The 15,584-nt window shown below is 72.8% G+C and carries 6 protein-coding genes; 1 reads left to right on the forward strand and 5 read right to left on the reverse strand.

Going from position 1 to position 15,584, the window contains the following annotated elements:
• Window positions 1–58: 58 nt before the first annotated feature.
• The 4 genes from AB0F29_RS00885 to AB0F29_RS00900 all read right to left on the reverse strand — a co-directional run bounded on the left by AB0F29_RS00885 (window position 59) and on the right by AB0F29_RS00900 (window position 12,500).
• A complete protein-coding gene (locus AB0F29_RS00885) occupies window positions 59–982 on the reverse strand; it encodes an SDR family oxidoreductase (protein ID WP_361866444.1) in 924 nt (307 codons plus the stop codon).
• On the reverse strand, window positions 979–2,175 hold the full coding sequence (locus AB0F29_RS00890) for an FAD-dependent monooxygenase (RefSeq protein ID WP_361866446.1): 1,197 nt from the start codon (window positions 2,173–2,175) through the stop codon (window positions 979–981). The genes AB0F29_RS00885 and AB0F29_RS00890 overlap by 4 nt, the downstream gene beginning before the upstream one ends.
• Window position 2,176: 1 nt before the next feature.
• Window positions 2,177–9,421, reverse strand: a complete 7,245-nt coding sequence (locus tag AB0F29_RS00895) for an amino acid adenylation domain-containing protein (protein ID WP_361866447.1) — start codon at window positions 9,419–9,421, stop codon at window positions 2,177–2,179.
• A 244-nt stretch (window positions 9,422–9,665) separates the two neighbouring features.
• On the reverse strand, window positions 9,666–12,500 hold the full coding sequence (locus AB0F29_RS00900; protein WP_361866448.1) for a BTAD domain-containing putative transcriptional regulator: 2,835 nt from the start codon (window positions 12,498–12,500) through the stop codon (window positions 9,666–9,668).
• 100 nt (window positions 12,501–12,600) lie between these two features.
• Between AB0F29_RS00900 and AB0F29_RS00905 the strand changes: the two genes are divergently transcribed.
• Window positions 12,601–14,169, forward strand: a complete 1,569-nt coding sequence (locus AB0F29_RS00905) for an MFS transporter (RefSeq protein ID WP_361866450.1) — start codon at window positions 12,601–12,603, stop codon at window positions 14,167–14,169.
• Between the two features lie 63 nt (window positions 14,170–14,232).
• On the opposite strand, the gene AB0F29_RS00910 is transcribed toward AB0F29_RS00905, so the two are convergent.
• Window positions 14,233–15,096 (reverse strand): LysR family transcriptional regulator, encoded by an 864-nt coding sequence (locus tag AB0F29_RS00910; protein WP_361866451.1) that lies wholly within the window; start codon window positions 15,094–15,096, stop codon window positions 14,233–14,235.
• Window positions 15,097–15,584 lie beyond the last annotated feature (488 nt).

Below are 15,584 nucleotides of genomic sequence, written 5' to 3' on the forward strand. Positions count from 1 at the left end.
GTACAGGCATATCCGCCCGGTACTACGCGAATACGCAGTCGCCCCGGGTCTGCCGCGGTTACCGGCCTGTGTCCCTGCCGCCGGGCGTGCCCACCAGGGCGGTGATCGCCCGGAACCGGCGGTCGAGCAGCGGGTCGGGAAGCAGCCGCGCCATCCGGGCCATCCGGCGGGCGTCCGTCCCCACCCAGTAGCGCGCCCGGGGGCGTACGTCGGTCAGGGCGCGCAGGACCGTGCGGGCGAAGTCCTCCGGGGTGGTCCTGCTCGCCATCGCCCCCTGCGCGTTGCCCTCCAGGAACCCCTGGAGGGCGGACCGGTAGAGATCGGCGACCGAGGGGGCGGCATCCGCCAGCGCCCGTTCGCCCGCCTGCGACACCTTGGTCCAGATCGGCGTGAGAATGGCTCCCGGCGCCACCACCGAGACGCGTACGCCGGTGGGCCCCAGCTCGCGCCGCAGGGCGTCGCTGAGCGCTTCCTTGGCGAACTGGGCGGCGGAGTAGGCCCCGAGGAAGGGGACCGCGGCCTTGCCCAGGCCGGACGTGACGTTGACGATCCGGCCGTTCGACCGGCGCAGCAGCGGGAGATGGGCCCGGATCATCGCGAGGTGCCCGACCACGTTGACGTCGAGCTGCCGGCGGAACTGGTCGCCGTCGATGCACTCCAGCGGGCCCGGTACGCAGATCCCGGCGTTGTTCACCAGGCCCCGCAGCCCGCCGTAGCGGTGTTCGACGAGTTCGGCCGAGGCCCGTACGGACGCGTCGTCGGTGATGTCGATGACGGCGTAGCGGAGCCTGCCGTGCTGCGACTCGGTGAGCAGCTTCTCGCCGTCCTCCTCCCGGCGGACCCCGGCGAGCACCTGGAAGCCCCGGTGCTCCAGCTCCAGGGCGCACTCGCGGCCCAGCCCCGAGGAGGCGCCCGTGACGACGACCGCGCCGTGCGGCGGGGTGCTCCCGCCGCGCGGTCCGCGTACCGTGTTCCGGCTCATCGGCCCGCCTCCCCGCCCGCGCCGGCGGGAAGGCCGGCGCCCGGGAAGGTCAGCGCCGGTTCGAGCTTGCCCACCAGCTTCCGGTGGGGCATCCACCGGAAGTAGCCGTCCCGGACCCGGCGGCGTACCGGGCCCTGCGACTGCTCGAACTCGCTGATGGCGCGGGTGGCCTCCACCATCGTCCGGGTGCGTTCGTACCGCGCCGACTCGTAGCCGCGCAGCCCCCGGGGCACGTCAGGGGCGTGCCGCAGGTGCTGGGCCAGGACCGCGGCGTCCTCCATCGCCATGGCGGAGCCCTGGCCGAGGCTGGTGAGCATGGGGTGGGCGGCGTCCCCCAGCAGGGTCACCGGCCCCGTGCCCCAGGGCTGGAGGAACGCCCGGTCCCGGGTGTTCAGCGTCAGCAGGTCCTCCGCCGGGGTCACCCGGATCGCCTCCCGGACCTCGTCCGGCCAGCCGGAGTAGGCGTCGAGGACCCCCGCCTTGCCGCCGTCCCAGGTGCTGGACTCCTCGAACGGCATGTTCTTCGTGCCCCACCAGTAGAGCCGGCCCCGGCCGATGTCGACCAGGCCGAACCGCATCCCGTCGCCCCACAGGTGGACCACGGAGCCGGGGGCGAACCGGGGGTGGCTGTACTCGGTGATACCGAGCCACGCGATGTACCCGCTGTCGTGCACGGGCTCGTCCGGTCCGGTCAGCTGGCGCCGCACGGCCGAGTTGAACCCGTCGGCGCCCACCAGGAGGTCGGCCTCCGCCTCCCGGCCGTCGGTGAAGTGCACCCGCGCCCGGTCGCCCTCCACCTCGAACCGGTCGGCGGCGGCGTTCATCCGGATCGGGATGTCCGCCGTCTGGTCGAGGAGCGCGGCGAGCAGGTCGGAGCGGCTGATGCAGACGCACGGGACGCCGATGCGCCGGGTGATCTCGGGGAACGGGAACTCCCGTATCAGCCTGCCCTTCCAGTCCTTGACGTGGTACGTCTCCATGACCCGGCCGCGCTTCTCCAGGCCGAGGTCGATGTCCAGGGTGGCGAGCGCGGCCGTGGCGTTGCTCATCACGGAGAGTCCGAAGCCGGCCGCCCGTATCTCCGGCGCCCGCTCGAACACTTCCACGTCGAAGCCGACGCGCCGCAGCGCGATGGCCGTGGTCAGTCCGCCGATCCCGGCGCCGACGACGATGGCTGTTCGTGTGCTGCTCATGTCAGTGCTGCCCGCTTTCGCCCGTGAGGAGTCCCATGGCCCTGAGTACCGGGCCGACGACGTCGGCCACGCGTGGTTCTTCCATGATCGTGAGGTGGTCGCCCTCGGTGTCGATCACCGTGAGGCGGCCGGAGGTGCGCTCCCGCCACCCGTTGGTCTCGTCCGCGTGCATGCTGTCGATGGCGGTGTGCATCTCCAGCAGCACGCCCGGCAGCGGATCGCGGGCCCGGAGGAGGACCACGTCGTAGTCCACGACCCCGGGCCGGTAGTCGAAGGCGGAGCGCCAGTTCGCCTCGTACACCTTGAACAGCCTCCGCACCACGGCGTCGCCGCTGCCCGCGGGCAGAACGCCCTCGTCGATGGCCAGCCGGGTCATGAACGCGAACTTCTCGTCCAGCGTGGCCAGCCCGGGCGGCAGGAGGTCACCGGCGGTGGCGCTGCCGTGCTGGAGCCAGAGCAGTTCCCAGAAGAACCAGCCGAGCAGGGCCTCGTCGTCGGTCCAGGGCCGCCGCCCCGGGTTGAGCGCCGTCGTGTCCAGGAGGACCAGGGAGGCGACGCTCTCACCCGCGGCGTGCAGCTGGCGGGCCATCTCGAAGGCGACGAACCCGCCGAAGGACCAGCCGCCGAGGTGGTAGGGGCCGGACGGCTGGACCCGGCGCATCGCCGCGATGTAGTCGGACGCGAGCTGGTCCAGCCCGCGCACCGGCTCCGTGCCGACATCCGCCCCGGCGGCCTGGAAGGCGTAGAAGGGCTGGTCCGGCGGGAGTTGCTTGGCGAACGGTACGTAGCAGAGCACGTTGCCGCCCATGGGGTGCGCGAAGAACAGCGGCGGTCGGGTGCCCTCCGGCCGGATCGCCACCAGCGGGTCGAAGCCGGCGGTCGTGCTGCCCGCCGAGCGGAGCCGTCCGGCCAGTTCGGCCACGGTCGGCGCCACGATGAAGTCCGACAGGGGGATCGCGGTGCCGAACCGCTCCTCCATGAGGACGACCAGACGCATCGCCGTGATCGACGTGGCGCCGAGATCGAACAGGTTGTCATGCACCCCCACGTCCGGCAGGTGCAGCAGGTCGGCCAGCATCCCGGCCAGCACCCGCTCGTGGTCGTCCCGGGGGGCGACCTGGCCGGCCGGCCCGGTGCGGGCCGGCCGCACCTGCTGGAGTGCGGCATCGTCCCGCTTGCCGTTCGGGGTGAGCGGGATGGCGGGCAGCCAGACGAAGTGCGCGGGCACCATGTAGTCCGGCAGCTTCGCGCGCAGCCGGCGCCGCAGCTCGTCCAGGTCCGCACGCTCGGCGTCGCCGACCAGGAAGGCGACCAGGGAGGTGTCGCCCGCCTCGTCGCGCCGGGCGATCACGGCGACGTCGGTGATCGCGTCGGGACCACCCGCCGCCCCGGCGGCGACCAGTTCGATCTCCCCGGGCTCGACCCGGTAGCCCCGGATCTTGACCTGCCGGTCGGCGCGGCCCAGGCAGACCACGTCCCCGCCTGGCAGGACCATGCCGATGTCCCCGGTGCGGTAGACCAGCCCGTCGCCGTCCGGGGCGGGCAGGAACCGCTCCTCGGTCAGATCCGGCCGGCCCGCGTACCCGTCGGCCAGGCCGGCGCCGCCGATGTAGATCTCGCCCCGGCTGCCGACCGGCACCCGGCGCATCCCCTCGTCCAGGACCAGCACCCTGGCCCCGTGGATGGGCTGTCCCACCGGGGGCAGCGCGGGGAACGCGGCGGGATCGCCGGTCATCCCGTGGAAGGCGGCGGCGTGGGTCTCGGTGGGACCGTAGTGGTTGTCGAGCACCACGTCGCCGAGCGAGGCGCAGAACCGGCGGATCTCGTCCGTCGTGCGGAACTGCTCGCCCGACGAGCACAGCACCCGCAGGCTCCGGGGCACCAGGCCGAGCGTCACCGACGCCTCCGCCAACTGCTGGAGGGCCACGTACGGCAGGTGCATGCGTTCGACGCGCTCCCGGTCGAGCAGCCGCAGCAGACCGGGCATGTCACGCCGCAGCGCCTCCGTGACGACGACCAGGGTCCCGCCGCCGGCCAGCGTGGCGTACAGCTCCTGGAAGGAGACGTCGAAGCTGAGCGGCGCGTACTGCACCGTGCGGGCGGCCTCGGCGGTGCTGGCGATCCCGTTCTGCCAGGCCACCAGGTTGGACAGGGACCGGTGAGGCGCCGACACCCCCTTCGGACGGCCCGTCGAGCCCGAGGTGAACAGCAGGTACACCTCGTCGTCCTCGGAGATCTCCGGCAGCTCGACGGTGTGCCCGGTGGCGGCCAGCGCCTCGTACGGGAGGACGGGTACGGAGGTCTCCAGGGCCTCCACGAGGCCCCGGTGCTCCGCGTCCACGACCACGCGGGCAGGGCGGCCCTGCTCGATCATGGCGCGCAGCCGGTCCACCGGATAGGCGGTGTCCAGCGGCATCGCCGAGCACCCCGCCTTCGCGGTGCCCAGGAACGCGGCGACGGTCCCGGCCGCCCGGCCCATGGCGAGCCCGACGCGGTCGCCCGGGCGCACTCCCGACTCCAGCAGACCCGTGGCGAACCGGGTGGCGACCCCGTCCAGCTCCTCGTACGTCCACGTCCGGTCCTCGGAGACCACGGCCTGCGCCCCGGGGGCACGGCGTGCCCGTTCCTCGAAGGCGCGGACCACGTTGACCGGCGGCCGCCCGGTCCGCGGCGGCTCCGGCGCCGGAGCGAGGAAGCCGAACTCCACGGCGCCGTCCGGCTCCTCGGCGACCCTGCGCAGGATGCGCACGTACGTGTCGGTGTACAGCCGCGCCTGCGCGGGGGTGAACGACTGCCCCGAGAAGTCGAGACGGAGCCGGATGCCCTCGTCCACCGGGTCGACCATGGCGTTGACGACCAGGGAGAAGTTCGTCTCCTCCCGGACCGCGAAGCCTCGGCTGGCGATCCCGGGGGTCCGGAAGACCTCCCCGAGCTGGCGGAAGTGGATGAAGTTGAACAGGGTGTCGACCAGCGACGTCCGGCCGAGGTCCTCCTGGATGACCGCCAGCGGCACCCGCCGGTGGGGATAGCTCTCCCGCTCCCGGTCCAGGGCGCGTCCCACGACGTCGAACCAGGTGGCCCGCTCCGTGTCCACCCGCACGGGCAGGGTGTTGAGGAAGAGGCCGCAGGTGCGCTCCGCGCCCTCGACGTCCGGCCGGCTGTGGGTCACCAGACCGGTCAGGACGTCGCGTTCGCCGGAGAAGGCCCGCAGCATCAGGACGTGCGCGGCGAACAGGACCGACTTGACCGGGACCCGCCGGTCACCGGCGGTGGCGCGCAGGGTGTCGACGAGATCGGCGGGCAGCCGCAGGTCGCACTCCACCCGCTCGTCCGTCCCCGGCGCCTCGTGCGGACGGAAGCTCTCCAGATGGGGCTGCGTCGCGTCGGTCAGCAGGTTCCGCCAGTAGGCGCGGCCCGCCTTGGTGTCGATGGCCGCGCGCTCCTGGGCGACATGCAGCGCGGCCGAGGGCGGCGCGGTGTCCGGCACCGGTTCCAGGTCCAGGCCCAGCAGGTGGCCGTAGTCCTGGAGGAGTTCGGAGACGAGGTTGGCGACGCTGCCGCCGTCGAGGATGGCGTGGTGGAAGCTGAGGACCAGCTCCACCGTGTCGGGCAGGGCGAACGCCCGGAAGTGGTACAGCGGCGCGTGGTCGAACCGGTAGTCGTACCGGCGCCGGGCGGCGATGTGCTCGTCGATGGCCGCCTCGGCCTCCGCGGCCGGAGCCTCCCTCAGATCGCGGACGCTCAGCCCGCCCTCGGCGGAGGCGCGGACGATCTGGAGCGGCTCGGCGTGACCGGCCAGGGCGAACGACGACCGCAGCACCGGATGGCGTGCGACGAGTCGGTCGAAGGCCGTCCGGAACTCCCGCTCCCGCCACGGCATGGCCAGGCTGTAGCGGAAGACGTCCTTGTACGTCGCGGAGTCCTCCTTCTCCCGGCTGTGGAACAGCAGGCCGAGCTGGAGGCGGGTGATCGGGTAGGCGTCCTCGTACGTCTCCAGACGGGCCCGGTCCACCGGGGAGACCAGGGCGAAGGGGGCCGGGGCCGCGGAGCCGGCCGGGACGGCGGAACCGGCGTCCTCGGCGCACGCGGCCAGCCCCGCCACGGTGGGGTTGCGCACGAAGTCGTCGGTGGTGAACCGGATGCCCGCCTTCTCGGCGAGCGCCCGCACCCGGAGCATGCTGATCGAGTCGCCGCCGATCACGAAGTAGTCCGTGTGGACGCCGACCCGGTCGACGCCGAGCACCCGGGCCCAGATGCCGGCGAGCACCGACTCACGGGGGGTGCTCGGCGCGCTGTCCGTGGCCTCGGCCGCGTCGCTGGACGGGGCGGGCAGGGCCCTGCGGTCCACCTTGCCGTTGGGCGTGAGCGGGAGGCTGTCGAGGCGCTCGAAGGACGACGGGATCATGTAGGCGGGCAGCACGTTCCCGAGCGCCGCCCTCAGGCGGCCCGGATCGAGGTCCCGGTCGGCCGTGCAGTAGGCGACGAGGACCGGCCCCCGGCCGCCGCCGGGCCGGTGGTCGACGACCACGGCGTCGCGGATCGCGTCCAGCGCGACCAGCGCGTTCTGCACCTCGCCCAGCTCGACCCGGTTGCCGCGGATCTTCACCTGGTCGTCGTTCCGGCCGAGGTACTCCAGGTTGCCGTCGTTCAGCAGCCGGGCCAGATCCCCGGTCCGGTAGAGGCGGCCGCCGGGGACGAAGGGGTCCTCGACGAAGCGCTCGGCGGTGAGTTCGGGCCGGCCGAGGTAGCCGCGGGCGACCTGGACGCCGCCGATGTGCAGCTCGCCGGGGACGCCGACCGGCTGCGGGCGGCCGTGCCGGTCGAGCACGTAGAGCGTGGTGTTCTCCACGGGACGTCCGATGGGCACCCGCGTGACGGGGCCCTCGGACGCGGGCGGGCAGTCGAAGTAGGTCACGTCGACCGCGGCCTCGGTGGGGCCGTAGAGGTTGACCAGGCGGGGCCGGTCACCGCCGTCGAAGATCCGGTTGAACTGGGTGACCCGCTCGGGGGGCAGGGCCTCCCCGCTGCAGAAGACGGAGCGCAGTGAGCCGACCCCGGCGGCCGGCCCCGGGTGGTCCTCCAGCAGGTCCAGGAACGGGCCGAGCATCGAGGGCACGAAGTGGATCACGCTCACCCGGTGGTCGCGTATCGTGCGCGCGATCCGCTCCGGGTCCTTCTCCGCTCCCGGCGGCAGCAGCACCACCCGAGCGCCCTGGACGGCCCACCACAGCAGCTCCCACACCGAGACGTCGAACGAGATGGGCGTCTTCTGCAGGAGCGTGTCGCCCGGACCGATGGGGTAGCGGCGCTGCATCCACGTCAGCCTGTTCCCCACCGCGTGGTGCTCGACCAGCACGCCCTTGGGACGCCCGGTGGAGCCGGAGGTGTAGATGGTGTACGCGACGTCCTGCGGGCCCGCGGTGCGCCCGAGGGGCCGGCTGGAGCCCCGGTACAGCTCGGAGATCCGGAGCACCGGGGCGCCGGTGGGCAGGTCCTCGGCCGCGTGCGCACCGCGCAGGACCAGCTTCGCCCCGCAGTCCTCCAGGAGCAGCCGGACGCGGGAGGGCGGGTAGCCGGGATCGACGGGTACGTAGGCGGCGCCCGCCTTGAGGATGCCGAGCAGACCGGGCAGCAGCTCCGGGCCGCGCTCCGCGAGGATCGCCACCCGGTCGCCGGGGCCGGCGCCCCGCTCGCGCAGCACCCGCGCCACCTGGTTGGACCGCCGGTCCAGCTCGGCGAAGGTCAGCGTGGCGCCGGAGGCGCCGTCAATCACGGCCGTCAGATCTGGGGTGCGCGCCGCCTGTTCGGCGAACAGCTGGTGGAGCGTCTTCCCGCGCGGGTAGGGGGCGAGAGCGCCTTGGCGGCGGCGGACGACGTCCTCGTACTCGTCATCGGTCATCATGGGCAGCTCCGCGAGCGGCAGCTCCCGGGAGTCCAGTCCGCGGCGGAGGAGTTCCCCGACGTGCCCGGCGAGGGCCGCGGCCGTGAGGTGCCCGTCGAACACGTCGTCGGCGTAGTCCAGGTCGACGCGCAGGCCCGGCTCGTCGTCGAACGCCTGCACCATGACGGAGAGCGCGTCGGCGGCGTGGACCGGGGCCATGATCGTGGTGGTCCGCTCCACTCCCGGGATCGCCTGCGGCCGGGGGAAGCGCAGGTAGGAAGCGGTGACGTCGAAGAGTCGGCGGCCGTCGGCGCCCTGTACGGGGGCCTCGCGGAGGATGTCGCCGTACGGCAGCCGTTCGTGCTGTCTGAGCCGGTCGATCTGTCGGCGGACCCGCTCGGCGAGTTCGACCAGCGGCAGATCCTCCGCCACCGGGATGCGTACCGGCAGATTGTTGGCGAACTGGCCCACGATCGAGCGTTCGCCTTCGGTCCGGCGGTTGAGGAAGGGCACCCCGAACACGACCTCGTCGGCCTGGTGCATGCGCCCGAGGCACACCGCGAACGCCGAGAGCAGGTAGGGGAAGGGGGACGCGCCCGCGTCGAGGATGCGCCGCACCAGCTCCTCGCCGACCGGGAAGGAGTGCCGGCCGCGGCCGGGCCGGGCGGCGCCGGAACGTGTGAAGAGAGCGGGCTCCACGCCCGTCAGATATTCTCGGTAGAACGCGCGGTCATTCTCGCGGTCCGTATCGCCGAAGGCGGAGTCGCTTTTCTGGATGGAATCCCAGTATGAGGCGGATTCGGTCCGCCCTGCCGAATCGGCTGCTTTTTCACCGGCGGCCGGAACGTTTTTTCCGGACAGGTTCGATCGGTAGTCGGAGAGAATCCGCAAGGTCAGCGCGTTCAGGGCCCAGGCGTCGGTCACGATGTGGTGCGAGGTCAGCACCAGGTGGACGGCCTCCGGCCCCTCGGTGACCACGGCGGCCCGGAACAGCGGGCCGCCCCCAAGGTCCAGCGGCCGGCCCAGCTCCTGCTCGTACCAGATCCGCACGGCCCCGGCGGGGTCCGGCCCGCCGGAGAGGTCGATGTGCTCGAAGGGCGGCGCCCCGGCGTCCGGCTCCTCCGTGATCCGCCGGACCCGGGGGACCCCTTCGTCGTCCTCGCCGAACCGCAGCCGGAAGGCGTCGTGCTCCCGCACCGCACGGGCCAGGCAGGCACCGAGCAGCTCCCGGTCCACGGCCCCCGCCAGCCGCTCGTGGACCAGTACGTTGAATTGGCAGTTCCCCGGTGTCCTTGCTTCGGCCGCCCAGATGTCGCGCTGGTAGCCGGTTAATCCGAGGGCCCCTAATTCAGCTGCTATCCCCACGGAAAGCCACTCCTTCGCCTGCCATTCGTACGCGAATAAATAACGGCTCGGATCAGGCTAGGGTGAAGGGGTTGGTGCGGCTACTGCGTAATCGAGTAGGGCGTATTCGAGTAGGGCGTATTCGAGTAGGGAGCATGAACGAATACGCCCGCGCTCCGGCGCACGCCGCCGGAGCGGGCCGGACCACCGGAGCGCGGGGCCCTCCCACCCGGAAGACGCGTCGGCCACGCCCCGGCGGATTCGGTCACGCCCGGGCGACGAGGTCCAGTTCCGCCAGCGCGGCCGCGGCGTGCGTGGCGTGTTCCGAGGACTGGCTCTTGGCCAGGGCGCGGTTCAGATGGGACGTGGCGGCGTCCCGGTCGCCGCGGAGCCGTGCGGCGTGCCCGAGGCCGATCTCGGCACGGATCTCGCCCCGGTGGTAGGCGCGTTCGGCCGAAACGGACAGCGCGCGCTCGTACAGCTCCGTCGCCCGCTCGGTGAGTCCGCTCGTCAGTGCGGCCCGGCCGAGGAAGGTCAGCGTCTCGACGACCTCGGTCCACAGGCCGAGCTCCTCGGCCATCAGGAGCCCCTCGCGGTGCAGCCGTTCGGTCCGTACGCGGTCGCCCTCGCGTTCGGCCGCGAGCGCCAGGGACCGGGTGGCCCGGAGCTGACCCCAGCGGTCGTCGACCTCGCGGAACAGCGCGGCGCCCAGCTCCGCCGACCCGTCCCGGTCCGGGGCGTGGCTCGCCAGCTCCACCAGCGCCGCGGCCTGGCCCCAGCGGTCCCGGGCGGCGCGGGCGCCGGCCAGGCTGGCCTCCACCAGCCGCCGCCCCTCGCGGGGGTGGCCGCGGCCGGTCAGCCCGGTGCCGACGAACCACTGGAGCCGGGCCTTCAGCACCGGGTCCTCGACCCCGGCGGTGGGGTCCTCGCCCGCCGGGCCGGGCACGGCGTCGGCCTGCGAGGTGCGCAGCTCGACACCGGCCAGCCAGACCCGTGCCGTCAGGCGCTCGGCCGGCTCGGCGCCGACGTCGGCCGTCAGCGCCGTCCGCAGCGACCTGCGGGCCTCGGGGAACCGTCCGCGCAGGAACCAGTACCAGGCAAGCGCGTTCACCAGCCGCACCGCGTACCCGGCGGGGTCCTGGGCGACCGCGAGGTCCAGTGCGCGGCGCAGATTGACGGTCTCCGCGTTGAGGCGTTCCAGGGAGCACCGCTGGTCCGGGCCGCGCAGCCGCTCGCTCTCCCGCTCGGCCGACTCGGTGCAGTACCGCACGAAGCGCGCGCGTACGGCGCTCTCCTCCTCCGCCTCCGCCAGCCGCTCGGCGCAGTAGGCGGCCACCGATTCGAGCAGCCGGAACCGGTCGCCCTCACGGACCACCAGCGAGCGGTCCACCAGCCGGGAGAGCAGGTCGGGGATCCGCTCGGCGGGCAGCTCCCCGTCGGCGCAGACCGCCTGGGCGGAGGGCATGACGCAGCCGTCGGCGTGCACGACCAGGCGGCGCAGCACGGTGCGCTCGTCCGGCGGCAGCAGCTGCCAGCTCCAGTCGAGCATGCCCCGCAGCGTCTGCTGGCGGCTCGGGAGCCCGCGCACCCGTACGTCGGGCCGGGCGAACCGGTCGTCCAGCCGGGCGGCGAGCTCCTGCGGGCTCAGCGTCCGCAGCCGGGACGCGACGAGTTCGAGGGCGAGCGGAATCCCGTCGAGGCGGCGGCAGATGGTGGCGACGGCCTCCGCGTTGTCCGCATCCAGGACGAAGCCGGGCGCCGCCGCGGCGGCTCGCTGCACGAACAGCTCGACGGCGCTGGACCGGGCGACCGCTCGCGGATCGGTGTGCGCCGGCAGCGCCAGCGGCGGCACCGGGTGCACCACCTCCCCGGGGATGTCCAGGGCTTCCTGGCTGGTGAGCAGGAGATGGGCCGCCGGCACGGCCGACAGCAGGGACTTGGCGAGCACGGCCACCGGCTCGACGAGGTGCTCGCAGTTGTCCAGCAGGATCAGCAGCCGCTTGTCGGCCACCGCCTGGCACAGCCAGCCCACCAGGTCGTCCAGGTCCGGTTCGGTCGCAGCCGTGTCGCACAGGCCCAGCGTCGTGATGACGCGTTCGGCGATGTCGTCCGGGTCGGACGCGGCGCCCAGGCCGGCCAGCTCTACCAGCCACACCCCGTCGGCGTACCGCCCGGCCGCGTCACCCGCCGCGGCGATCGCCAGCCGCGTCTTGCCCACCCCGCCGAGGCCGGTGAGGGTGACGAGACGGGTGCTCGCGCCGGGGTCCAGCCGGGACAGCACCTGTGCGGCCGCCTCGCGCCGGCCGATCAGCGGGGTCAGCGGAGCGGGCAGGTTCGTCCGGCACGACCGCGACCCGATCGCCGGTGTGGCCAGCTCCGGCTCCTGGCGCAGGATCGCCTCGTGCAGCGCGGCGGCATCCGGACCGGGCGAGGCGCCCAGCTCCTCGGCCAGCTCCCGGCGCAGCTCCTGGAAGCTCTGCAGCGCGTCGCCCTGCCGCCCGGAGCGGTACAGGGCGCGCATGTGGGCCATGCGCAGCCGCTCGCGCAGCGGGTACCGGGCCACCACTGCCCCCAGTTCCGCCGCGAGCGCCGTGTGCTCGCCCAGGGTCAGCCGGACCTCGGCGTGGTCCTCGACGACGGCCAGGCGCAGCTCCTCCAAGCGTGCGATCTCACTGCGGGCGAACAGGGACTCGGCCACGTCCGCGTAGGCCGGGCCCCGCCACAGGGCGAGCGCGTCCGCGAACAGGTCCGCCTTCACCGCCGGCTCCCGGTGGGCGCGGGCGCGGTCGGCGAGCTCCTGGAACCTCAGTGCGTCGACCACGGCGTCCGCGAGCAGCAGCCGGTAGCCGGCGGGCTCACGGACCACCTGCTCCCGGCCCAGCACCCGCCGCAGCTGGGAGACCTTGGTCTGCAGGGTGTTGGCGGACCCGCCCGGCGGGTTGCTCGCCCACAGGTCCTCGATGAGGCGGTCCGCCGGCACCGGCCCGCCATTGTGGACGAGCAGGTTCGCCAGCAGGGCGCGCACCTTCGCTTCGGGGACCCTGATCAGCCGCCCCTCGGCGTCCCAGACGGCCAGCGGACCGAGCACCCCGTAACGCATGGCCGCAGTCTATCGCCGAACGACCCTCAGGAAACCGTGCGTGGTGGGCGGCACAGTGGCGATCGCATGTCGACGATCCGAGAAAAAGGCAGGGAGTGCCATGAGCACAACGACCACAGGCAGAGCGGGAGCCCGGGAGTGGGGAGGGCTGGCCGTCCTTTCGTTGCCCACCGTGCTGCTGGGCCTCGACGTCACCGTGCTGTACCTGACCCTTCCCTCACTGGCCGAGGATCTGCGCCCGTCCGGTACCCAAGAGCTGTGGATCATGGACGCCTACGGGTTCCTGATCGCCGGTTTCCTGCTCACCATGGGTACGCTGGGTGACCGGATCGGCCGCCGTCGGCTGCTGATGATCGGGGCGGCGGCCTTCGGGATCGTCTCGGTGCTGGCGGCCTACGCCACCAGCGCCGACATGCTCATCGCCGCGCGAGCGGCCCTCGGGGTCGCCGGTGCCACGCTGATGCCGTCCACACTGGCGCTGATCAGCAACATGTTCGCCAACCAGCGGCAGCGCTCCCTGGCGATCGGTGTCTGGGCCACGAGCTTCGCGCTCGGCATGGCGCTCGGCCCGGTGGTCGGCGGAGTGATGCTGAACCACTTCTGGTGGGGTTCGGTGTTCCTCCTGGCGGTGCCCGTCGCGATCGTGCTGCTGGTGGCCGCGCCGCTCCTGATCCCCGAGTACTCGGCGCCGCAGAGCGGCAGGTTCGACCTGATCAGCGTGGCGCTGTCGCTGCTGGCGATCCTGCCGGTGGTCTACGCGGTGAAGCGCGTCGCCAAGGACGGCTTCGATCTGCCGATGATCGCCGCCACGGTGATCGGAGTGGTCTTCGCGGTGCTGTTCGTCCGCAGGCAGGGCAAGTTGGAGAGCCCGCTGCTGGATGTGCGCCTCTTCGCCAACCGGACCTTCAGCTCCGCGCTGAGCGTGCTGCTCATCGGTCTCGTCGGCGTCGGCGGCTCGATGCTGCTGATCACCCAGCAGCTCCAGTTCGTGGAGGGGCTGCCGCCGGTCGAGGCGGGGCTGTGGATGGGCCCGCCCGCCTTGCTGATGTTCCTGGCCGCGATCGGCTCGCCCCTGGTCGCGCGGCGGGTGCCGCCGGGCCTCGTGGTGGCGGCCACCCTGATGCTGTCCACGGTCGGATACGTCCTGCTCGCCCTGGTGGGTTCCTCGGGCGGCATCGCCCTGATGGTCGTCGGATTCGGCCTCGTCTACCTCGGGCTCGGGGCGATCGCGGCCCTGGGTACGGACCTGGTGGTCGGGGCGGCGCCGCCGGAGAAGGCGGGCTCGGCCTCGGCGATGTCGGAGACCGTGCAGGAACTGGGCCTCGCGCTGGGCGTGGCGATCCTGGGCAGCCTGGCGACCGCGATCTACCGCGGCCAGATCGACGACGAGATCCCCGCCGGCACGCCGACGGACGTGGCAGACGCCGCGGGCGACAGCCTCGCCGGCGCCGTCTCCTCGGCCCAGCAGATGCCCGCCGGCTGGCTCGACCTCGCCAAGGAGGCCGCCACCTCCGGCATGAACACGGCAATGATCGTGGCCGCGGCGTGCACGGTGGTCCTGTCGGTGCTGTCCGCCGTCGTGCTGCGGCACGTCGGAGCCATCAGCGACGAACCGGAGGCCGCGTCGGAGGAGGAGCCGGAGGCGGAGCCCGCGAAGTCGCGGGTCTGACCGTACGCGGCCCGCACCCGTCGCCCCCGCTCGCGGGGACGGCGGGGCGGCACGCGTACGGGCCTACTCGGTTCCCTCCGCGACCACGTCCCGCGCCAACTGGATGAAGGAGCTCAGCGCCGGATGTCGATTGTTGGAAGCCCAGACCAGGTACACCGGCACCGCGGGCGCGTCCCGCAGGGGGAGGTAACTGATCTCGGCATGCGGGTGCATCCAGGCGGTGGAGGCCGGGGTCACCCCGATCCCGACGCCGGCGGCGATGTAGCTCTGCCAGTCGTCGATCGTGTCCACCTCCACCGCCACCACGGGTTGCCCGCCCTCCTCCCACAGGTCGAGGTTGGTGGTTCCGGAGAAGGAGTTGATCACCAGCGGGTAGTCGGCCAGGTCCCGCAGCAACACCTCGTCCAGATCGATCAGCGGGCAGCGCGAGGGCACCGCGACGACCCGGGGCTCCATGACGAGCAACTCCTCGTGCAGACTGCGCCGCCCGGTGTGCGTGCGCATGATCGCCACGTCCGACTGGCCGGTGGTGAGCCCGCCGGCAGGGTCGTCGACCCGCTTCAGGCGTACCAGGACCTCCGGGTTCGCCTCCTTCCACTGGCGCAGTATCTCGCTGGTGTACACGCCGATCGCCGACCAGGCATGCCCCACTCTCAGGGCACGCACCCGGTGCAGGTCCAAGTGCATGGCGTCGTCGAAGGCGGTGACGGCGGCATCCGCCTTTGCGCAGAACATCTTTCCCGCCACGGTGGGCTGCACCCCCTCCGCGGAGCGTTCCAACAGGGTCTGTTTCACGTGGCGCTCCAACTCCGCGAGTCTGCGCGACACCGCGGACTGGGCCTCGTACAGACGGGTCGCGGCCTTCGAGATGCTGCCTTCGTCGACCGCCGTGAGGAACGTCCTCAAGTGATGGATTCCCACAGCCATGACGCTGCTTTCCTTTCGCAGAGAAATACGGGGAGTGCACGGAGACCGCATCGGCGCACGTTCGACGAGAACGGGGGGCGCGCCGCGAAGAGGGCGCCGGTAGGCCATGGCGGAGAGGCCGCCCGGCCCGGGGACCGAAGGGCGCGACACGGCCCGGAGGCTCACCCGGTCAGGAGCGCGCGAGGGTTCCCGGACATCGGGAGAAGCGCCCATCGGCGCCCGTCGGCCGCAGGTCCGCCCGCGGCGCCCGTGTCATCGCCGGCCCGGACGCGACCGGCTCCGTACCCCACTCCACGAGGCCGTCCCGGACATGTCGCCCTCACTCCGTCGCAGCACCGGTGCCGTGCCACCCGCTCCACGGGCCGGCCCCGTAGGCGGGCCCATTCCCCTTACGGGTCGGGGAGATATCCCCAGGGCCGGTTCCCGGCAGGGGCCGACCATGGCTTTCGGGTCACGTCATCGCTTTCCAGGAAGAGGGCACACGTGTA

The organism is Streptomyces sp. NPDC026589, from assembly GCF_040638385.1.
Lineage (GTDB): Bacteria > Actinomycetota > Actinomycetes > Streptomycetales > Streptomycetaceae > Streptomyces.

What these genes read in the sequence shown, in the direction of transcription:
- AB0F29_RS00885 (WP_361866444.1), bottom strand. Translation starts at nt 982, where the DNA reads ATGAGCCGGAACACGGTACGCGGACCGCGCGGCGGGAGCACCCCGCCG.
- AB0F29_RS00890 (WP_361866446.1), bottom strand. Translation starts at nt 2,175, where the DNA reads ATGAGCAGCACACGAACAGCCATCGTCGTCGGCGCCGGGATCGGCGGA.
- AB0F29_RS00900 (WP_361866448.1), bottom strand. Translation starts at nt 12,500, where the DNA reads ATGCGTTACGGGGTGCTCGGTCCGCTGGCCGTCTGGGACGCCGAGGGG.
- AB0F29_RS00905 (WP_361866450.1), top strand. Translation starts at nt 12,601, where the DNA reads ATGAGCACAACGACCACAGGCAGAGCGGGAGCCCGGGAGTGGGGAGGG.
- AB0F29_RS00910 (WP_361866451.1), bottom strand. Translation starts at nt 15,096, where the DNA reads ATGGCTGTGGGAATCCATCACTTGAGGACGTTCCTCACGGCGGTCGAC.